This window comes from Brassicibacter thermophilus, assembly GCF_055378355.1.
Window position 1 is genome coordinate 1,366,501 of sequence record NZ_AP042446.1, and the last position, 22,058, is coordinate 1,388,558.

Here is a 22,058-nt window from a genome sequence, read left to right on the forward strand (position 1 = left end):
TTTAATTAACCAGTATTATTGTGGAGGATATAATATGAAAAAAACTTATAATATCATTTTGAAAATTTTACTTATTGTGATTGCTGTAGTTATTATTATCTCGTTTATTCTTTTAAATAAGAAAACTATTTATACCAATGTAAGCATTAATGGCATAGATGTAGGAGAATTAGACAAAAGACAGGCAATAGAGCTTTTGAAGAAAGAATTATTTGTAAAACTAAAAGAAAACAGTATAATACTTAAATATAATAATGAAGAATTGTTTCAATTAGATTATAATAGTATTGGATTAGATTATGACTATTCTTCTGCAGTAGAATCAGCTTTTAAAATTGGGAGAGAGGGAACTATATTTAATAGATTAAAAGAAATAATTATGTGTAAAATTAATGGCAGGAATATAGACATGAAATATATTTGGGATGAAAAAATACTTGAAAATAAATTACTGCTTATAGAAAACAATATTAATACAGCTTCTAAAAATGCAAGTATTCAATGTATTGATAACAAAATACAGATAACTAAAGAAACAGTGGGTAAGAAATTGAATAAAGAGTTACTTAGAACAAGAATTATTCAAGCTATAAATAATAATTATTCAACAATTGTTTTGCCTGTAGAGGAGGACATTCCTCCTATTACATATGACTTTCTTTCTTCTATTAATGGTGAAATAAGTAGTTTTTCAACTTCTTTTAAAGGAAGTAGTAAAGGAAGGATAAACAACATTAAACTTGCTGCGTCAGCAATAAATGGTATACTTATTATGCCTCAAGAAGAGATATCTTTTAATGATATTACTGGACCGAGAAGCAAAAAAAATGGTTACCAAGAGTCAAGTGTAATTGTAGCTGGCGATTATACAACAGGTATAGGCGGAGGAGTATGTCAGGTTTCTACAACACTATATAATGCACTTTTATTAGCAGATGTAAATATATTGGAGAGACATCCACATTCCATTCCTGCTAGTTATGTTAGCTATGGAAGAGATGCAGCAGTATCAGATAATTATTTAGATTTAAAGTTCAAAAATGATAAAGACACTCCTATATATATATGTGCCGGTGTTCAAGGCTATGATTTGATAATAAAAGTTTTTGGAAACAAAGAAGATGGAAAAGAAGTTCAGATAACAACTACTATTGTTGAAAAAATTAGTCCAGAAGTAGAAGAAGTATTAGATGAGAGTTTAAAACCTGGAGAAAAAATTGTTGTTCAAAAAGGAAGGTATGGATATAAGGTAAAAACTTATAAGATTGTTTATGAACAAAATATAGAAAAAGAAAAAAGACTAGTGTCATTTGATTATTATAAGCCTAGAAAGAAGCTCATTAAGATTGGTCCTGAAAAATTGGACGTTATAAATGAAGAACATAAGGATTAAGAAAAATTATTAAATATACGTAGGAGGAATAGTAACATGGAAGAATTATACGAAAAAAAATTAAACTGCCCTGTTTGTAGTAATTCTTTTACAACTTACAAAGCAAAAATTAGCAAACTAAAGATTGAAAAAATTGATACTGATTTTTTTACTTATTATATAGGTGAAAATCCAATAAAATATGGTGTGTTTGTATGCCCAAAGTGTGGTTATTCTGCTATGGAAAAAACATTTAACAATATTGATGAAAAAGGGAAAAAGATAATTAGAGAAAAAGTATCATCTAAATGGAAAGAAAAAGACTTTTCAAGAAAGCGAAATATTGATGATGCAATTAAAGCATATAAACTTGCACTGTACTGTGGTGAAATTCTTAAATTAAATAGGCTACAACTTGCTAGTATATGTTTACGATTAGGGTGGTTATATAGAATGAAAAGAGATAACGAAGAATTTAGATTTTTAAATTTAGCACTAAGATTGTATGAAGAAGCATTTTATAAAGATAGTTTGTTAGATAGTGATATGGATGAGGTTACTTTAGGATATTTAATAGGTGAATTATATAGGAGAACTGGACATGCTGATGAATCAGTATCTTGGTTTAATAAAGTGGTTAGTATGAATGAAATTAAAGATAACCCAAAAATAGAAAAAATGGCAAGAGAACAGTGGAGAGTTGCAAAGGAGATGATGAATAATTAATGCAGATTTACTATTTTGATATTAACACTATTATTGGAGTATTATGGATAGGATATACAAAAAAAGGGTTAGCCAATTTAACTCTTCCTATTGGAGGGAAAAAACGTTTATTATCATGGTGTGAAAAATATTTTGATTTAAAAACATATTCTGTTAATAGATGGAGTGATTTAGAGAGCGAATTGCTCTCTTATTTTAGAGGTGATAGGAAAAGTTTTGACATACCTTTACATTTAATAGGAACTGATTTCCAAAAAAAAGTTTGGAATGAGCTTATTAAAATACCTTATGGAGAAACATGTACTTATGGTGATATTGCTGAAGCAATAGGGAATAAAAAATATAGTAGAGCTGTGGGATATGCTAATAATCAAAATCCTATTTCTATAATAGTTCCATGTCATAGGGTGATTGGTAGTAATGGTGATTTAGTTGGATATGGAGGAGGATTAGAGATAAAAGCAAAGCTTTTATCTCTTGAAGGAAATACAGTATATAAAAAAAACAAGAAATATTATGTTAAATGATATATTGGATTAGCAAAAAACGTATATACTCTTTTAATAAAAAATTTTAAGGTTTTAAAATATAAAATTGTAAAAGAAGAGTTTAAAAGAAAAAAGATTAATTAAGCGTGTCATAATATTTCTAAGTGGACAAAGGCATATTAAATCAGACTATAATGGCAACTTGAATAAAATATTATTGTTTGATATTATTTTAATGTTTGAGGATATTGTATAAAAAATTATTAATTATTAAATTATAATGATGTAATAATTATACAACTATACAACTTTTTAAAATATTAATTTTATAGTAACTTACGAGAAATTATGAAGGGAGAATACATATGAAGAACAGAAAGATTTTACTATTATTAATAATAACTCTATTAGTGCTTAGTATTTTTACAAGTTGTGTTAGTACGAAAGAAGATGATAATAATAAAATAATTGAAAATGATCAAACTAGTAATGAAGATTTAAAATATCCTATGGAAGTAACTGATGCCTTTGGGAATACAACTACAATAAACAAAAAGCCTTCAAGAATAGTATCATTGGCACCAAGTCATACAGAAATATTGTTCAAACTGGGTTTAGAGGATAAAATTATTGGTGTTACTAATTGGTGTGATTATCCTGTTGAAGCACAAAATAAAGAAAAAGTTGGGGATGCTTTTTCTGTTAATGTAGAAAAAATTATTGAACTTAGTCCTGATTTGGTATTACAATATGGGCCAGGTAATGAAGAAGTTAATAAACAGCTTAGGGATGCAGGAATTTCAGTTTTATGCTATGAACCTGAATCTATAGACGAGGTAATTGACCTTATAAATGAGATAGGAAAAATTACAGGGGCTGGAGCATTAGCTAAAACAACAACAGTTGATATGATGAGTAAGAGAGATTATATAATAAATACTGTTAAAGATGCTGAGAAAGTAAAAGTATTTTATGAAGTATCTGATGAGCCGTTAATTACAGCAGGGCCAGGTTCTTTTATTGATGAACTAATTACTCTAGCAGGAGGAGAAAACATTGCTAGCGACGCTGAAGGACCATATCCACAATTTGATATAGAAAAGCTTATAGAGAGAGATCCTGATGTTTATTTAGCTAATAAATATAGCGATGACAAAACTGTTGAAAGCATAAAAAATAATAATGGATATGAAGCGTTGAGCGCTGTTAAAAATGATAGAATATACATTTTGGATCCCAATATAGTTTCAAGACCAGGACCAAGAATAGTAGATGGACTTGAACTGATTGCAAAAACTTTACATCCAGATCTATTTAAATAATTTGCAAAAAAGTAGGGATTATCATGAAGATTAGATTAGTAGGAAGACACAAATGGAAAATAGTGCTGTCTTCCTTAATATTTGCTTTATTACTAGCTATTGCTGTATTTGCTACTATTGGTTCTGCAAATATTACTATTGCTGATACAATTAAAATCGTATTAAGCAAGATACCTTTTATTAATAATATAAATGTAGAAGATATACCTGATTCTTATAAAATAATTATTTTAAAAGTGAGGATACCTAGACTTTTGTTAGGAGCATTGGTTGGGGCTTCTTTATCTAGTGTAGGAACTGCTTTTCAAGGCATATTTAAAAATCCTATGGCTGATCCATATATTATAGGAATTTCTTCTGGAGCTGCTTTAGGTGCTACAATTGCCATTATCACTGGAACTACAGTTATGGTTTTAGGGTTTTCTAGTATATCTTTTGCAGCATTCGTTGGTGCTATGATATCTACATTTATAGTATACTTCATTTCAAAAGTAAAAAATAAGGTTCCTGCTACTACTTTACTTCTCTCTGGAATTGCAGTAGGACAATTTTTTACAGCAGTAATGTCTTTTTTGATGGTTATATATCAAAAAGATGTTACAAGAATAATTTTTTGGACTTTAGGCAGTTTTTCTGGAACTGGATGGAATGAATTACTTCCCGTATGTCCCTTCATGATTGCCTCAATATTATTATTAAATATATTTGCAAAAGATTTAAATATTATGCTTACTGGGGAAGAATCTGCACAAAATTTAGGAGTTGAGGTTGAAAAAATTAAAATATATATTTTGATTATTTGTTCATTTACAACTGCATTAGCTGTTTCTACTAGTGGTATTATAGGATTTGTTGGTTTAATTATTCCTCATATTGTAAGATTATTAGTGGGACCTGACCATAGAATTCTCATTCCTTCTTCTGCATTGGCTGGAGCAATATTTATGATATTTGCAGATACTATTGCTAGAACTATTATTTCACCTACGGAAATTCCAGTCGGTATAATAACAGCGTTATTTGGCGGACCATTTTTTATATACTTATTAAGGAAAAAGAAGAAAACTTTTTATTAACATAAAATAAATATTTGATAATTATTCTATGATATAATTTTTATAGATATAAATTAATTTTAAGAGGTGATTATATGAGTTTAAATATAGTATTGGTGGAACCAGAAATACCTCAAAATACAGGTAATATAGCGAGGACTTGTGCCTTAACAGGAGCATCACTCCATCTTGTAAGACCTTTAGGTTTTTCATTAAATAACAAATATTTGAAAAGGGCCGGTTTAGATTATTGGGATTTATTAGATATTCATTATTACGATAGCTTTGATGAACTACTTGAAAAATATGGTAAGGACAGTTTCTTTTATGCAACAACTAAAGGAGGCCAAAACTATGCAGATATGAAATATTTTGACGGATGTTTTTTAGTGTTTGGAAAAGAAACTGCTGGACTTCCAATGGATCTACTTAAAGCAAATTATGATAGGACGATAAGAATACCAATGTTAAATAATGAAAAGGCGAGATCGTTAAATTTGTCGAATTCAGTAGCTATAATAGTATACGAAGCCTTAAGACAGTTGGATTTTTTAGATTTAATATAAATTGAAGAAATTTCATGATTGTTATAGATTTGTAACTTTGAAAGTTAAAAAGGTGGTACAAAAATTTAAGATCACAAAATTTATTATTAAAAAATTAATGTTTTAATAAAATTAACATAGATTTAACAAAACTTATTCTAATATGTAGTATTATATTATGGGTGTATTTTTGTGGATATATGTTGTACTATCCATCCTACCCTATACTATGATGCCAATGTAGCAATCATGATTTTATACGACACATTAAATTAGGAGGTTTAAAATGGATATTGCTTTTGGAGTACTTGGAGGGCTAGGTTTGTTTTTATATGGAATGAATATTATGGGAACAGGCCTTCAGAAAGCTGCAGGAGACAAACTAAAAAAATTAATTGAAATATTAACACACAACAGATTGACGGGAGTTTTAGTAGGTACTGTTGTAACTATGATTATCCAAAGTAGTAGTGCTACGACGGTTATGGTTATTGGATTCGTAAATGCAGGACTAATGACTTTAAATCAAGCTGTAGGTGTAATAATGGGTGCTAACTTAGGGACAACTATTACTGCTCAACTAATAGCGTTTAAATTGACTGACATAGCTCCAGTAGTAGTTGCAATTGGAGTTGGAATTTGGCTTTTCTCTTCAAAGAAAAAAAATAAAGAAATTGCAGAAATACTAATTGGATTTGGTATATTGTTCATTGGAATGGATTTTATGGGAAGCCATTTAAAACCTCTAAGTCAATCTAAAGCTTTTAACGACATTTTGTTAAGTTTAAATAACCCATTTCTTGGAATACTTGTAGGTTTTGCACTTACGACAATAGTTCAAAGTAGTAGTGCTTCTATAGGGTTGTTATTAGCATTATCAAGTCAAGGATTTATAAATATAGATATTGCATTACCAATATTGTATGGGGATAACATTGGTACTACAACAACTGCATTATTATCTAGTATAGGGGCTAATAAAACAGCTAAAAGAGCAGCAATCATGCATTTTTTATTTAATTTAGTTGGTACAATATTGTTCATGACAGTTTTACAGTATCCTATAAAAGAATTAGTAATGAATATTTCAAAATTTGATGTAGAGAGGCAAATTGCTAATGCTCATACTTTGTTTAACTTGATAAATTTAATAATTCAGTTTCCTTTTGCTGGATTATTAGTTAAAGCTGCAATAAAAATAGTGCCTGGTGAAGTTGAAGAGACTTTAGGACTAAAATATTTAGATACTAGAATTATAGAAACTCCTTCAATAGCAGTTGGTCAAGCTTATAAGGAAGTACTTAGGATGGCTAAAATAGCTGAAGATAATCTGTTAACTGCATCCGAAGCTTTTTTCAAAAAAGATAATAAGCTTATTAATAAAGTATTTGAAAAAGAAAAAGTTATTAATCAATTAGAAAATGATATAACAGAATATCTTGTTGAATTATCAAATGCACCACTAACTGATGAACAACATAATATAGTAAATATGCTATTTAATGCAGTAAATGATATCGAAAGAGTTGGAGATCATGCGGATAATTTAGGAGAGCTGGCACAATATGCTGTTGATAATAATTTAAAATTTACTCAAAAAGCTCTTGAGGAGCTGCAAATTATGTTTAATAAAGTTTTATATGTTTATAAAACTGCTATAAAAGCTTTTGAAACTAAACAATTTGAAATTGCGACCAAGGTAAAAGGATATGAAGAAGAAATTGACTTAATGGAAAAACAGTATAGGGCAAATCACATTGATAGATTAAATAAACAATCGTGTCATCCAGCTTCAGGTGTTGTTTTTTTAGATATTATTAGTAATCTTGAAAGAGTTTCTGATCACTCTTCTAATATAGCATTATATATATTAGATTTATTAGATTGAGTAGAAAATACAGTATCAATAAAAAAGTACTATGCTTGATAAAAAAAATACAAATTAGGTATTGTATAGTTGATAAATATATATTATAATATGTATAGAAGTTATAGATAAAAAAAATTAATATTGATTTTCGACTGTGAGATAAATGCGGGAGAGACCAATTAAGTTTGGCGCCGAAGGAACAAGTTGTAGAACTTGCCATTCTACGATGAATTTCTCAGGCAAAAGAACCGCATTTTGACAGTCCTCTGGAAAGTGTATTTCCACCGAAGGAGCAATTCTGAAAAGAAGAAACTCTCAGGTCAAAAACAGAGTAGAAGGGCACATTGTTGTTTTTCTATTCTGTTTTTTTATGCAAACCATTGAAATTGAATGGGAATATGGGAGATGAAAAATTTGAATAAGTTACTAATAATTACTAATAATCCTTTAGTGAAGGAAAGATATAGTAACATTTACAATGTTGAGTTTTATAAAGTTGATTACATGGGTATATTAAAAATTATAAGGGATTATATCCATAGAGGCTATATTTTATTGACACATCCTCTGTCTGGAAGTGTTAAACCAAATGAAACACCTTATAAAACTGTAATTATAAAAAAAGGAAAAGAAAATTTGGATTATAAATCATTAAAACTAATAGAGGATAGCATGGCTGCAACAAGTAAATTTTTAAAAAATAAAAAAACTCCTTGTTGGACCGAAAGAGTTTTGAAAGATTTTCAAGTAATAGATTTATCTTTAATTGAAAATGTAATTAATAAAAGTCTATAGTGTCAATAATACATTAGGAGCATAAATGTAAAAAATGTTATTAATAAGGTAGTATACTTATAAAGGTAAAAAATTAACAAAAATACTCATAGTAACTTAATTTTGTTATCAAATTATATGGATAGTAAAAAAAATAAGAAAGAAAATAATAAAAAGGAGTGAATTAATATGGATAATATTTATGACGTGGTAATTATTGGTTCAGGGCCTGCAGGATTATCAGCAGGGATATACGCTGCAAGAGCTAGAATGAAAACATTAATACTTGAAAGGGAAAAAGCTGGAGGGCAAATTGTAACTACTGAAGAAGTTGCTAACTACCCTGGTTCTATAAGAGATGCTAGTGGCCCATCACTTATTGCAAGGATGGTTGAACAAGTAGAGGAATTTGGTGCTGAAAGAAAATTAGATGAAATTATTGAAGTGGATTTTAGTGAAAAAATTAAGGTTTTAAAAGGGAAAAAAGGAGAATACAAAGCTAAATCAGTAATCATTGCTACAGGAGCGAAGCCAAGACCAATAGGTTGCCCTGGAGAAAAAGAATTAACTGGAAAGGGAGTTTCATACTGTGCAACTTGTGATGGAGCTTTCTTTGAAGGTATGGATGTTTATGTTATTGGTGGAGGAGATTCAGCAGTTGAAGAAGCAATATACTTAACTAAGTTTGCTAGAAAGGTAACTATAGTTCACAGAAGAGATGAATTAAGAGCTGCAAAATCAATTCAAGAAAAAGCATTTAAAAATGAAAAAATTGATTTTATCTGGGACTCAGTAGTTAAAGAAATAAAAGGTGATGGCATAGTAGAGTCTATGATACTTCAAAACAAGAAAACTGGAGAAGAAACTGAAATTGTAGCTAATGAAGAAGATGGAACATTTGGCATATTTGTATTCATTGGATATTTACCAAAAACTGAGTTATTTAATGATATCGTGAAAATGGAAAGAGGATATATAGTAACTGATGAGAATATGAAGACAAACATTGAAGGTGTATTTGCAGCAGGAGATTGCAGAGTTAAATCATTAAGGCAAGTAGTAACTGCTTGTGCTGATGGTGCTATTGCTGCTACTCAAGCTGAAAAATACATAGAAAATAATTTTTAAAAAAAGTTAGGAGGGGATTATAAATGTTAGTACTTGATAAAAATACTTTTGAGGATGAAGTTTTAAAGGCTGAAGGTTATGTATTAGTTGATTTTTGGAGCCAAGGATGTGAACCTTGTAAAGCACTAATGCCACATGTTGAAAAATTATCAGAAAAATATGGGGACAAAATTAAGTTTTGTAAACTTGATACAACTAAAGCAAGAAGACTTGCAATTAAACAAAAAGTTCTAGGATTGCCTGTAATAGCTATATACAAAGATGGTGAAAAAATAGATGAAGTTGTAAAAGATGACGCTACACCAGAAAATGTTGAAGCTATGATTAAAAAATATTTATAGTTTTTAACTTCAAGTGATAAATAATCACTTGGGGTTCAAATAAACATACAATTTATTTGAAATATTAAGGGAGGTGAGCTTTATGCGCTTAGAGCTAGGTAATATTTTTATCAAAGATGTACAATTTGGTGATCAATCAAAAGTAGAAAATGGTACATTATATGTGAACAAGCAAGAACTTATTAGCTTGTTAATGGAAGATGAACATTTAAAAAGTGTTGATGTAGAGCTTGCAAGACCTGGTGAAAGCATAAGAATAACTCCTGTAAAGGATGTTATTGAACCAAGGGTAAAAGTTGATGGTCCAGGTGGTATTTTCCCAGGAGTGATTTCAAAGGTTGAAACTGTTGGTTCTGGAAGAACTCATGTGTTGAAGGGTGCTGCTGTTGTAACTACTGGGAAAATAGTTGGTTTTCAAGAAGGAATCATTGATATGACAGGGCCTGGAGCAGAATACACTCCTTTTTCCAAGTTAAATAATGTAGTAGTTATTTGTGAACCTGTAGAAGGCCTAAAGCAGCATGATCATGAAAGAGCTGTGAGGATGGCAGGATTAAAAGCAGCTGTTTATCTTGGTAAATTAGGAAAAAATATCACACCAGATGAAATAAAAACGTATGAAACTTTACCTTTGCTAAAAAGTGTAGAAAAATACCCTGATTTACCAAAGGTAGCATATGTACAAATGCTTCAAAGTCAAGGATTACTTCATGACACTTATGTTTATGGTGTAGATGCTAAACAAACTTTATCAACTATGCTTTACCCAACAGAGATTATGGATGGTGCTATTATTAGCGGTAACTGTGTTTCTGCATGTGATAAGAACACAACATATCATCATCTAAATAATCCAGTTATCCATGATTTATATGAAAAGCATGGAAAAGAGATTAACTTTGTTGGTGTAATAATTACCAATGAAAATGTTTACCTTGCAGATAAGGAAAGATCTTCAAATTGGGCAGCTAAGTTAGCTGAGTATTTAGGAGTAGATGGGGTTATTATTTCTCAAGAAGGTTTTGGTAACCCAGATACAGATTTAATTATGAATTGTGTAAAAATAGAAAAGAAAGGCATTAAAACAGTAATAATAACAGATGAATATGCAGGAAGAGACGGAGCGTCTCAATCATTAGCTGATGCAGATCCACTTGCTAATGCTGTTGTTACTGGTGGTAATGCAAATGAAACTATTGAATTACCTCCAATGGACAAAGTTATTGGTCATGTAGATGTTGTTGATGTAATAGCTGGAGGATTTGATGGTAGTTTGAAAAAAGATGGTTCAATAGTTGTAGAACTACAAGCTATAACTGGAGCAACTAATGAACTTGGATTTAATAAATTAACTGCAAGAGAATTTTAGTCTAACAAAAATTAAAAATGAAAGGAAGTGTAAAAATGGGATTTTATGATGGTAAGAAAGTTATCATTATAGGCGATAGAGATGGAATACCAGGTCCAGCAATGGAAGAATGTTTAAAAACTACTGGTGCAGAAGTAGTATTCTCATCAACAGAATGCTTTGTCTGAACTGCAGCAGGCGCAATGGACCTAGAAAATCAGAAGAGAGTGAAGGAATTAACTGAAAAATACGGTGCAGAAAACATCGTTGTAGTATTAGGGGCAGCAGAAGCAGAAGCAGCTGGATTGGCAGCAGAAACTGTAACAGCTGGAGACCCAACCTTCGCAGGTCCATTGGCAGGAGTCCAGTTAGGACTTAGAGTATATCATGCAGTTGAACCAGAATTTAAGAATGAAGTAGATGCTGATGTATATGATGAACAAATAGGTATGATGGAAATGGTTCTTGATGTAGATGAAATAATTGAAGAAATGAAGAGTATTAGAAAAGAATATTGCAAATTTAATGACTAATATTAAACTCGATAATTAGAGAGGGGGGAAGTCAAATGGGTAAAATTAAAGTTGTACATTATATAAACCAATTTTTTGCTGGAATCGGTGGAGAAGAAAAAGCCGATTATAAACCTGAAATGAGAGATGGTGCTGTAGGTCCAGGAATGGCTTTAAATGCAAAATTTGGTGATGAAGCAGAGATAATTGCTACTATTATTTGTGGAGATAGTTATTTCAATGAAAATATAGAGGAAGCTAAAAAAACAATCATTGATATGGTAAAACAGCTTAATCCTGATTTATTTATAGCTGGACCAGCATTTAATGCAGGTAGATATGGTGTTGCATGTGGTACTATAACTGATGCTATTAATAAAGAACTAGGAATCCCAGTACTAACTGGTATGTATGTTGAAAATCCTGGAGCAGATATGTTTAAAAAGAGTGTTTATATAGTTTCTACAAAGAATAGTGCTGCAGGGATGAGGGATGCTGTTAAGAAAATGGCACCATTAGCTTTAAAATTAGCTAAAGGTGAAAAAATTGGAACACCAAATGAAGAAGGATATATCTCAAGAGGATTAAGAAAAAACATATTTGAAGAAAAAAGAGGTTCTGAGAGAGCCGTTGAAATGTTAGTTAAAAAGCTAAAAGGTGAAGAATTTGTAACAGAATTTCCAATGCCTGATTTTGATAGAGTTGATCCAAACCCAGCAATAAAAGATTTATCAAAAGCTACAATAGCACTAGTTACTTCTGGTGGTATTGTTCCAAAACACAATCCAGATCATATTGAATCTTCAAGTGCTTCAAAATATGGCAAATATGATATTGAAGGGATTATGGACTTAACTGCTGATACACACGAAACAGCACATGGTGGATATGACCCAGTATATGCAAATGAAGATGCTGATAGGGTATTGCCTGTTGATGTATTAAGAGACCTAGAAAAAGAAGGGAAAATTGGTAAACTTCATAGGTACTATTATGCTACAGTGGGTAATGGAACAGCTGTTGCAAGTGCTAAAGCATTTGCAGAAAAAATAGGTAAGGAACTAGTTGCTGATGGAGTAGACGCAGTTATATTAACTTCAACCTGAGGTACTTGTACACGTTGCGGTGCAACAATGGTTAAGGAAATTGAACGAGCTGGAATACCAGTTGTTCATATGTGTACAGTAGTACCAATTTCACTGACTGTAGGAGCAAACAGAATAGTTCCAACAATTGCTATACCACATCCATTAGGGAATCCAAAACTTGACCCTACAGAAGAAAAGGCTTTAAGAAGAAAATTAGTAGAAAAAGCTCTAACTGCGTTACAAACTGAAATTGATGGTCAAACAGTATTTGAAGACTAATTTTACTAAGTACTTTAAAATAATTATATCAAATAAATGGGTGATGAGTTATTTTCATCACCCATTTGTAAAAATTTTTAATATTAATATTAACTAACCTAATGAGAGTATTTGTTACAATATTTTAATAGATTAATGGAGGTGTAGTTATGACATATTCAGTAGTAAAAGGAGCTAGCTATGTTTTAGTTCACACACCAGATATGATAATTCATAATGGAACAACTCAAACAACAGAGAGAATAACAAATCCAGAATCCGATTATTTAAAAGAATTACCTAAACATCTAAGAAGTTTCGAAGAAGTAGTATCTTATCCACCAAATCAAGTTTATATTGGTAATATGTCACCTGAAGATTTAAGCAAATATGAAAAACCATGGTATGATAAAAAAGTAGAAGGTGCTAGTAAAGTCGGTAAAATGGGAGAGATAATGCCTCAAGACGAATTTATTGGATTAATGAAAATTGTAGATGTATTTGACATTGTAAAACTTGAAAAGAATTTCACAGAAAATGTAAGAAACAAATTAAAAGAACACCATTTTATGACTGAAGAATTAATTGAAAAACTTAAAATTGGTGAAGAATTGGAAGATATTAAGAAATTAGTTGAAGAACAGCATTCAGAACCAATTTATAATAATGGTGAACTTGTAGGTTGTGTAAAAAGAGCACATGATATTGATGTTAATCTAACTGCTCATATATTATTTGAAAATTTAGTTGTAAAAGCGTCAGGTGCATTAGCTTTATTAAACTTAATTGATAAAAATGATATTAATCCTGAAGATATTGAATACGTAATAGAATGTTCTGAAGAAGCTTGTGGAGACATGAATCAGAGAGGCGGAGGAAATTTTGCGAAAGCTATAGCTGAAGTAGCTGGATTTGTAAATGCATCTGGTTCTGATACTAGAGGATTTTGTGCCGGACCAACTCATGCATTAATTGAGGCAGCAGCTTTAGTTCAAGCAGGAGTATACAAAAATGTTGTAGTAGCGGCAGGTGGAGCAACAGCAAAGCTTGGGATGAATGGTAAAGACCATGTTAAGAAGGGAATGCCAATATTAGAAGATGTACTTGGAGGATTTGCAATTTTAGTAAGTAAAAATGATGGAGTAAATCCAGTTTTAAGAACTGATCTAGTTGGCCGACATACAATTGGAACAGGTTCATCACCACAAGCAGTAATTACTTCATTAGTAACTTCACCATTAGATAGGGGACAGCTTAAAATAACAGATATAGATAAATATTCAGTAGAAATGCAAAATCCTGATATAACTAAACCTGCTGGAGCAGGAGATGTACCTAAAGCAAACTACAAGATGATAGGAGCATTAGGTGTAAAAAGAAAAGAGTTAGATAGAAAAGAATTAAATAATTTCGTTGAAGAACATGGTATGGAAGGCTGGGCTCCAACTCAAGGGCATATACCATCTGGCGTACCTTATATTGGTCATGGAAGGAAAGCCATGTTAGATGGTAAATTAAATAGAGCTATGATAATAGGTAAAGGTAGTTTGTTCCTTGGAAGAATGACAAACTTATTTGATGGAGTTTCCATAGTAATGGAAAAGAACAGCGGAAAAGTTGAAGATAATAAGGGAGTTTCAGAAGAAGAAGTAAAGAAACTTGTAGCACAATCAATGAGGGAATTTGCATCACATCTACTTCAGGAATAGAGGTGACAATATGACGTACAATAGTAATATAAAAAAGATTTTAGGGAAAGTTTTTAATGATGTTGCAGATGCAATAGAAACAGGTCAATTTGGAGAAAAAATTAAAGTTGGAATAACTACCCTTGGTAGTGAACATGGAGTAGAAAATATTATTAAAGGTGCTGAAATGGCACAAAAAAGGGACAATTCAATAGAAGTTGTTCTTATAGGACCAAAAGCAGATACAAGTTTAAAAATAGTAGAAGCAAATAGTGAAGAAGAAGCTCATAAAAAAATGGAACAGCTTTTAGACAGCGGAGAAATCCACAGTGCAGTAACAAATCATTATAGTTTTCCAATAGGTGTTTCAACAGTAGGAAGGGTTATTACACCTGGTGTTGGAAAAGAAATGTATCTTGCTACAACTACTGGTACATCATCACCTCATAGAGTTGAAGCTATGGTTAAAAACGGATTATATGGAATTATAGCTGCAAAAGCTATGGGAATTGAAAAACCAACTGTAGGTATTCTTAATTTAGATGGTGCAAGACAGGTAGAAAGAGCATTAAAAGAATTAAAGGAAAATGGATATGATATTAACTTTACTGAGTCAATGAGAGCAGATGGCGGATGTGTAATGAGAGGAAACGACCTCCTTGCAGGGACTCCAGATGTCATGATTACAGATACATTGACAGGAAATATTTTAATGAAGGTATTTTCATCATACACTACTGGTGGAAGTTATGAAGCAATGGGATATGGATATGGTCCAGGTATTGGAGAAGATTATTCAAGAATTATTTTAATATTATCAAGAGCATCAGGTGTGCCTGTAGTTGCTAATGCAATAAGTTACGCAGCTAAGTTAGCTAAAGGTAAAGTTACTAAAGTAGCAAAAGAAGAGTTTGAGAAAGCAAACAAAGCTAAGTTTAAAGAAATACTCAAAAGATTAAATAAAGATGTAGAAAAATCATCAGAAGATGATGAAGAAGTTGAAGCACCACCTAAAGAAGTAGTAACTGGATCAATTTCTGGTATAGATATAATGGAATTAGAAAATGCTGTAAAGGCATTGTGGAAAAATGGAATATATGCTGAAAGTGGTATGGGATGTACTGGACCAATAGTGATGGTAAATGAAGATAAGCTTTCTAAGGCTAAAGAAGTATTGAGTGATGCTGGATATATTACAAAAGAATCAAATCCATGTTAAAAAAACCTAGGGTACCCTAGGTTTTTTTAACATGGATTTAGTTTTCGTAATAAATAAAAGGAGTTATATGTTTTTTATAGAAATAAGTAATTAAATTATTTAGAATTTTAAAATATAATATATAATGAAAGACTCAAACTAATAGTATAAAGAACTTTAGTATCTAAATTGAATTTTCAGAATTTTTAAAGAATAATAGTAATATAATTTATTCGAGGGATATTTGCATAAAATGTAGAAAAAAGATTTTTTTTGACTAATTATCGATTATTTTGTATTTATCATTTGTTTTTGGTATAATACCTATAAGAGAAGAATATAGATTTAGTAAAAGATATTTAAAATTGAAATAGGAGTGAGCCATATGAGAATGGGTTTTGATTTGACCCTAGAACAGGCACAAAAATTAATAATGACTCCTGAACTTAGACAAGCTATACAATTACTTCAATTTACGAGTCAAGAGCTAAATCAATATATTGAGCAACAAATACAAGTTAATCCTCTGCTAGAAATTGGTTCAAGTGCAGAAAGTGAGGTTAATATTGATGATTTTAAAGAAAAATTTGAAGAGATTGATTGGAAGGAATATCTAGGCCAGTATGATGACATTAGTTATAGCTATTCAAATTATTCAGAAAAAAATGAAATCGTTTTCGATAATTTTATAACTTCGCAAACTTCATTAAAAGAGCAGCTTCTTTTCCAATTAAATATGACAATATACGATAAAGAATTAAAATCTATAGGAGAAATAATTATTGAAAGCATTGATAAAAACGGATATTTGAATACTACTGTTGAGGAAATAGCTAATCAGCTTAGCGTCGATGTAGAACGAGTTGAAGAGGTATTGAAAGTAATTCAAAATTTTGACCCTGTAGGAGTAGGTGCTAGAAATTTAAAAGAATGCTTATTGGTACAGCTTAAGTATAAAGGAATTGACAATGAAAACGTGTACAAAGTTGTAGACCATTACCTTGAAGATTTAGCTCAAAATAGACTTCATAAAATTTCTAAAGAGTTAGATACTACTCTCAAAGAAGTACAATGGATATCTGACTTAATAAAATCTTTGGAACCAAAACCAGGAAGAGGTTTTGTTCACGACAGCGATGATATTAGATTTGTTACACCTGATATTATAGTTCATTATATAGACAATGAATATATTATATTATTAAACGATTCAGCTGGTCCGAGACTAAATATAAATAGTTTTTACAAACAGCTTTTAAAGAGTACAAATGACGATAAGATTAGAGAATTTTTAACCGATAAACTTAATTCTGCTATGTGGATAATAAAAAGTATTGAGCAGAGGAAAAATACTATTTACAAAGTGGCTCAATCTATACTTAAATTTCAAAAAGACTTTTTTGATAAAGGAGAAAAGGCTCTCAAACCTTTGACTTTAAAAGATATTGCAAATGATATAGGTGTTCATGAATCTACCGTTAGCAGGGCTACTAATGGAAAATACATGCAAACGCCTAGAGGAATATTTGAACTAAAATACTTTTTTTCTAGTAGTATTTCTAATAGAAATGGTAGCATTTCTTCTACAAGTGTTAAATCAATGATAAAGGATTTAATTGATAATGAAAATCCTAAAAAACCTCTTAGTGATCAACAAATTTCTGACATTTTAAAGAAGAAGAATATAAAAATATCTCGAAGAACTGTTGCGAAATATAGAGACGAACTAGGAATTCCTTCATCTTCTATGAGAAGGAGATTTTAATAAATAAGTCTAAGAAAATAATTATTTTCTTAGACCCATGTTTTTAAAACAAAAGCTAAAGCCATACTAAAAATATTGAAATTTAATAATTTATTTTTTAATATTGACTTGAATTTTTGTATTTATTAGCCTATAATATAGTCAAGGTGTTTTTTTAATTAGCGTGGGACATATATTGAAACGTGGGACATTATTTGACCCTTATTTTGAATACAATTATCTAAGGAATGAATGATAAGTACGCTGTATATAAAATTATTTAGACATTAGCTGGGACAAAATCATTACATGGTGGACAATTAGCGCCTAGGGAGGTTTATTGATTAGATGAATGATAAAGATGTAATTCTAATAGAGAAGAAAATAGTTCCCGAAATTACGGAAATACTCGAAAAAAGGTATAATATACTAAGAAGTATTCTTTATAATCAACCTATAGGTCGTAGAAGTCTTGCTAGTGAATTAAATTTAGGTGAAAGAGCTGTAAGAACTGAAGTAAATGTGCTTAAAGAACAAGGATTGTTAAAAATTGAAGCAATGGGTATGAGTGTTACTGATGAAGGTAAGAATATAATTGAAGATTTAAGAGATTTTATCCACAGCTTAAAGGATCTAACTAATTTAGAAAACACTTTAGAGCAAATACTAGGTGTAGAAAAAGTATTTATTGTTCCAGGTGATTTAGATGAAGATGAATTAATTTTAAAAGATATGGGTAAAACTACTTCTGAGTATATAAAAAAAATATTAAAAGATAATGATATTCTAGGTATAGCTGGTGGAAGAACTATGGTCCAAGTTGCTGAAGAAATGACTAGCAAAAAAAATTATAGCAATGTATTAGTTGTTCCTGCTAGAGGTGGATTAGGGGAAAAAGTTGAAATACAGGCTAGCAGCATAGCTGCTAAGTTAGCAGAGAATTTAAAAGCACAATATAAACTTTTGCATATACCAGATAATATAAGTAAGGAAGCGTTAGAAACATTACTCAAAGTAGAAGAAATTAAGGAAACAGTAGATATAATTAGCGATATGGATATTTTAGTGTTTGGTATTGGAAGGGCAGATGAAATGGCTAGAAGAAGACATTTACCGCAAGAAATGATTGATGAGCTTACTAGAAGAGGGGCAGTGGCTGAATCTTTTGGGTATTATTTTAATACTAAAGGCGAGATAGTCTGGGAAACGAGTACTGTAGGATTATCGTTAGTAGATTTTAAAAAAGTTAAGAAGGCTATAGGAGTTGCAGGAGGACGTAAGAAAGCAGAGGCTATAATATCTATTTGTGCTCTTAGGAAAAATATGACGTTAGTGATTGATGAAAGTGCAGCAAAAAGAATTATTGAATTAGTTAATTAGCTGCTTAATATAGATAAGCGAGTATTTATTTAAATCATTTCAATAGTTAAATATAAAATTTGGTTTTTATATAACTTGTTTATCTATATAAGGCAGCATAAATTATTAAAATATAAAGGAGGAGTTTAAATGACAATGAAAGTTGCTATTAGTGGATTTGGTAGAATAGGTAGAAATTCTTTAAGAATTATTATGGAAAATAACGTAAATGATTTTGAGGTAGTTGCAATTAATAATCAAGGTAAAATTAGCGATTTAGCACATTTATTTAAGTATGATTCTTGTTTTGGTAAGTTTAACGGCACAATTGAAACAACAGATGATTCTATGATAATCAATGGCAAGAAAATAAAAGTTGTTGGAGAAAGAGATCCAGAAAAGCTTCCTTGGAAAGAATTGGGAGTAGACTTAGTAATTGAGGCAACAGGTGCTTTTAGAACTAGAGAAGGTGCAATGAAGCATATTAATGCAGGTGCTAAGAAGGTATTAATTACTGCTCCAGCTAAAAATGAAGACGTAACTATAGTAATGGGAGTAAATGAAAAGGATTATGATCATGAAAAACATAATATTATTTCAAATGCATCATGTACAACAAACTGTTTAGCACCATTTGCAAAGGTTGTAGTTGATAAATTTGGAGTAAAAAAAGGTTTAATGACAACTGTTCATTCATATACAAACGACCAAAGAATTTTAGATGGAAGACATAAGAAGGATTTAAGAAGGGCAAGAGCAGCTGCTGAATCAATAATTCCTACAACAACAGGTGCTGCAAAAGCTGTTGCATTAGTTATTCCTGAACTTAAAGGTAAGTTAAATGGTTTAGCGATGAGAGTTCCTACACCAACTGTTTCTGTTGTAGATGTTGTTTTTGAGTTAGAAAAATCAACAACTGTAGAAGAGTTAAATAATGCATTTAAAGAAGCTGCTGAGGGAGAATTAAAAGGAATACTAGGGTATTCTGATGAACCATTAGTATCTATTGATTATAGAAAAGATCCTCGTTCTTCAATAGTAGATGGATTGTCAACAATGGTAATTGACAATATGGCAAAAATAGTTGCTTGGTATGACAATGAATGGGGTTATTCAGCAAGAGTGGTTGATTTAACTAAGTATATTGCAGCACAATGGAAATAATATAATTTAATGCCGGTCTAGTATTTTGCTAGACCGGACTTTTAGCTGCTAAAAAAATTGCAAAAATAGTTAATGTTATTATGAAATTTGTTTGTTTAGATAACTTTGATTATAAGGAGGTCTATGATATGAATAAAAGATCTATAAAAGATATTGAAGTTAAAGGTAAAAGAGTATTAGTAAGATGTGACTTTAATGTTCCTATGAATGAAAATGGTGAGATTACAGATGATAGAAGAATTAGAAGTGCTCTTCCTACAATAAATTATCTTATTGAAAAAGGAAGTAAAGTTATACTTATGTCTCACTTAGGGAGACCAAAAGGAGAACCTAAACCTAAATATAGCTTAGCTCCTGTAGCAAATAGATTATCTCAGTTATTAAATAAGGAAGTTATTTTTGCAGCAGATGATATTGTAGTAGGAGATAATGCTAAAAAGGCTGTAAATAGTATGAATCCAGGAGATGTAGTTTTACTACAAAATACGAGATTTAGAAAAGAAGAGACAAAAAATGCAGGTGATTTTGCAAAGGAATTAGCGTCATTAGCTGATATATATGTAAATGATGCCTTTGGTACATGTCATAGAGCACATTCGTCAAATGTTGGTGTTTGCGAATATTTGCCATCTGCTGTTGGATTTTTAGTTAATAAGGAAATAGAAGTTATGGGAAAAGCATTAGAGAATCCAGATAGACCTTTTGTTGCTATTTTAGGTGGTGCTAAAGTTTCAGACAAGATAGGTGTTATAGAAAATCTAATGAATAAAGTAGACACAATTTTGATAGGTGGTGGAATGGCATATACATTCTTTAAGGCAAAAGGTTATGAAATAGGTAAATCATTACTTGAAGAAGATAAAATCGATTTAGCTAAACAATTAATGAATAAAGCTGAAGAAAAGAACGTAAGGTTAGTTTTACCAGTAGATAATGTTGTTGCTAAAGAATTTAGCAATGATTCTGAATATAAGACTGTTAAATCTGATAGCATTCCACAAGATATGATGGGAATGGATATAGGAGAAGAAACAAGACAATTGTTTGGAAGTATAATAAAAGAAGCTAGAACTGTAATTTGGAATGGTCCAATGGGTGTATTTGAAATGGAGAACTTTGCAAAAGGAACAGAAGCTATTGCAAAGGCTATGGTGGAATGTAAAGGTACTACTATAATAGGCGGTGGAGATAGTGCAGCTGCAGTGGAAAAGACAGGATTAGGAGATAAAATGACTCACATATCTACAGGTGGAGGAGCATCATTGGAGTTCTTTGAAGGAAAAATTTTACCTGGAATTGAAGCAATTGACGATAAATAGGGAGGAGTAGCTATGCGCATACCTTTTATTGCTGGTAATTGGAAGATGAATAAAACCATAAAAGAAGCAATAGAGCTAGTCAATGGTATTAAGGATATTGTAAATGAAACAGATGTTGAAGTTGCAGTATGCGTTCCTTTTACTGCACTTAATGAAGTCAAAAAGGTTATAGATGGAACTAAATTAAAACTTGGTGCTCAAAACATGCATTGGGAAGAAAAAGGTGCCTATACAGGAGAAATATCACCTTTAATGTTAAATGAGATAGGTGTTGATTATGTAATAATAGGGCATTCAGAAAGAAGACAGTATTTCAATGAAACAGATGAAACTGTAAATAAAAAAGTAAAATCAGCTTTAGCACATGATATTAAACCTATATTGTGTGTGGGAGAAACATTAGAACAAAGAGAATTAGGCTGTGAAAAAGAAGTAGTAAAAAATCAAATAATTAAAGACCTAGAAGGTGTATTACCAGAGAGTATGAAAAAAATTGTAATAGCTTATGAACCAATATGGGCAATAGGTACTGGTAAAACTGCTTCAAGTGAAGATGCTAATAATATGATAGGATATATAAGAAGTATATTAGCAGATTTATATGGTGCAAATATTTCTGAAGAAGTTAGGATACAATATGGAGGAAGTGTAAAACCTAATAATGTAACTGAAATAATGAATCAACCTGAAATAGATGGTGCATTAGTAGGTGGAGCAAGTTTAAAATCTAAAGATTTTATAGAATTAGTGAAATTTTAA

20 protein-coding genes and 1 riboswitch are annotated in these 22,058 nt (G+C 30.7%); all 20 genes read left to right on the plus strand.

What is annotated here, in order from left to right; all coding sequences use genetic code 11:
- Positions 1-34: 34 nt before the first annotated feature.
- The 20 genes from ACZ41D_RS06450 (at position 35) to tpiA (ending at position 22,058) form a co-directional block, all read left to right on the plus strand.
- The gene (locus ACZ41D_RS06450) at positions 35-1,393 is read left to right on the plus strand and encodes a VanW family protein (RefSeq protein ID WP_464153083.1); all 1,359 of its coding nucleotides are present in this window, start codon (positions 35-37) and stop codon (positions 1,391-1,393) included.
- Positions 1,394-1,429: 36 nt separating this feature from the next.
- Positions 1,430-2,098 carry a DUF2225 domain-containing protein gene (locus ACZ41D_RS06455; protein WP_464153084.1) on the plus strand — a complete coding sequence of 223 codons (669 nt, stop codon included), beginning with the start codon at positions 1,430-1,432 and terminating at the stop codon, positions 2,096-2,098.
- Positions 2,098-2,625 carry a methylated-DNA--[protein]-cysteine S-methyltransferase gene (locus ACZ41D_RS06460; protein ID WP_464153085.1) on the plus strand — a complete coding sequence of 176 codons (528 nt, stop codon included), beginning with the start codon at positions 2,098-2,100 and terminating at the stop codon, positions 2,623-2,625. Before ACZ41D_RS06455 ends, ACZ41D_RS06460 begins: the two co-directional genes overlap by 1 nt.
- Before the next feature lie 326 nt (positions 2,626-2,951).
- Positions 2,952-3,908 carry an ABC transporter substrate-binding protein gene (locus tag ACZ41D_RS06465; protein WP_464153086.1) on the plus strand — a complete coding sequence of 319 codons (957 nt, stop codon included), beginning with the start codon at positions 2,952-2,954 and terminating at the stop codon, positions 3,906-3,908.
- Positions 3,909-3,931: 23 nt separating this feature from the next.
- Positions 3,932-4,984 carry a FecCD family ABC transporter permease gene (locus ACZ41D_RS06470; RefSeq protein WP_464153087.1) on the plus strand — a complete coding sequence of 351 codons (1,053 nt, stop codon included), beginning with the start codon at positions 3,932-3,934 and terminating at the stop codon, positions 4,982-4,984.
- Positions 4,985-5,058: 74 nt separating this feature from the next.
- Positions 5,059-5,529 carry a tRNA (uridine(34)/cytosine(34)/5-carboxymethylaminomethyluridine(34)-2'-O)-methyltransferase TrmL gene (gene trmL / locus ACZ41D_RS06475; protein WP_464153088.1) on the plus strand — a complete coding sequence of 157 codons (471 nt, stop codon included), beginning with the start codon at positions 5,059-5,061 and terminating at the stop codon, positions 5,527-5,529.
- Positions 5,530-5,794: 265 nt separating this feature from the next.
- Positions 5,795-7,396 carry a Na/Pi cotransporter family protein gene (locus tag ACZ41D_RS06480; protein WP_464153089.1) on the plus strand — a complete coding sequence of 534 codons (1,602 nt, stop codon included), beginning with the start codon at positions 5,795-5,797 and terminating at the stop codon, positions 7,394-7,396.
- Positions 7,397-7,534: 138 nt separating this feature from the next.
- A riboswitch (glycine riboswitch) is annotated at positions 7,535-7,639 on the plus strand.
- A gap of 153 nt (positions 7,640-7,792) precedes the next feature.
- Positions 7,793-8,173: a GrdX family protein gene (locus ACZ41D_RS06485; protein ID WP_464153090.1), complete on the plus strand. Its 381-nt coding sequence runs from the start codon at positions 7,793-7,795 to the stop codon at positions 8,171-8,173.
- 168 nt (positions 8,174-8,341) lie between these two features.
- On the plus strand, positions 8,342-9,280 hold the full coding sequence (gene trxB, locus ACZ41D_RS06490) for a thioredoxin-disulfide reductase (RefSeq protein ID WP_464153091.1): 939 nt from the start codon (positions 8,342-8,344) through the stop codon (positions 9,278-9,280).
- A gap of 23 nt (positions 9,281-9,303) precedes the next feature.
- Positions 9,304-9,621 carry a thioredoxin TrxA gene (gene trxA / locus ACZ41D_RS06495; RefSeq protein WP_464153092.1) on the plus strand — a complete coding sequence of 106 codons (318 nt, stop codon included), beginning with the start codon at positions 9,304-9,306 and terminating at the stop codon, positions 9,619-9,621.
- Between the two features lie 82 nt (positions 9,622-9,703).
- Entirely contained in the window at positions 9,704-10,990 is a 1,287-nt protein-coding gene (locus ACZ41D_RS06500) for a glycine/sarcosine/betaine reductase component B subunit (protein WP_464153093.1), read from the plus strand.
- Between the two features lie 35 nt (positions 10,991-11,025).
- Positions 11,026-11,502, plus strand: coding sequence for a glycine/sarcosine/betaine reductase complex selenoprotein A (gene grdA, locus ACZ41D_RS06505; protein WP_464153124.1), 477 nt, complete (start codon positions 11,026-11,028; stop codon positions 11,500-11,502).
- A 35-nt stretch (positions 11,503-11,537) separates the two neighbouring features.
- Positions 11,538-12,848 carry a glycine reductase complex selenoprotein B gene (gene grdB, locus ACZ41D_RS06510; RefSeq protein WP_464150626.1) on the plus strand — a complete coding sequence of 437 codons (1,311 nt, stop codon included), beginning with the start codon at positions 11,538-11,540 and terminating at the stop codon, positions 12,846-12,848.
- Between the two features lie 149 nt (positions 12,849-12,997).
- A complete protein-coding gene (grdC, locus tag ACZ41D_RS06515; RefSeq protein WP_464150627.1) occupies positions 12,998-14,536 on the plus strand; it encodes a glycine/sarcosine/betaine reductase complex component C subunit beta in 1,539 nt (512 codons plus the stop codon).
- Between the two features lie 10 nt (positions 14,537-14,546).
- Positions 14,547-15,734, plus strand: a complete 1,188-nt coding sequence (gene grdD / locus ACZ41D_RS06520; RefSeq protein WP_464150628.1) for a glycine/sarcosine/betaine reductase complex component C subunit alpha — start codon at positions 14,547-14,549, stop codon at positions 15,732-15,734.
- Between the two features lie 364 nt (positions 15,735-16,098).
- A complete protein-coding gene (rpoN, locus tag ACZ41D_RS06525) occupies positions 16,099-17,478 on the plus strand; it encodes an RNA polymerase factor sigma-54 (protein ID WP_464150629.1) in 1,380 nt (459 codons plus the stop codon).
- 327 nt (positions 17,479-17,805) lie between these two features.
- Positions 17,806-18,837, plus strand: coding sequence for a sugar-binding transcriptional regulator (locus ACZ41D_RS06530; RefSeq protein WP_464150630.1), 1,032 nt, complete (start codon positions 17,806-17,808; stop codon positions 18,835-18,837).
- Positions 18,838-18,966: 129 nt separating this feature from the next.
- The gene (gene gap / locus ACZ41D_RS06535; protein WP_464150631.1) at positions 18,967-19,980 is read left to right on the plus strand and encodes a type I glyceraldehyde-3-phosphate dehydrogenase; all 1,014 of its coding nucleotides are present in this window, start codon (positions 18,967-18,969) and stop codon (positions 19,978-19,980) included.
- A gap of 128 nt (positions 19,981-20,108) precedes the next feature.
- Entirely contained in the window at positions 20,109-21,299 is a 1,191-nt protein-coding gene (locus ACZ41D_RS06540) for a phosphoglycerate kinase (protein WP_464150632.1), read from the plus strand.
- Positions 21,300-21,311: 12 nt separating this feature from the next.
- A complete protein-coding gene (gene tpiA / locus ACZ41D_RS06545; protein WP_464150633.1) occupies positions 21,312-22,058 on the plus strand; it encodes a triose-phosphate isomerase in 747 nt (248 codons plus the stop codon).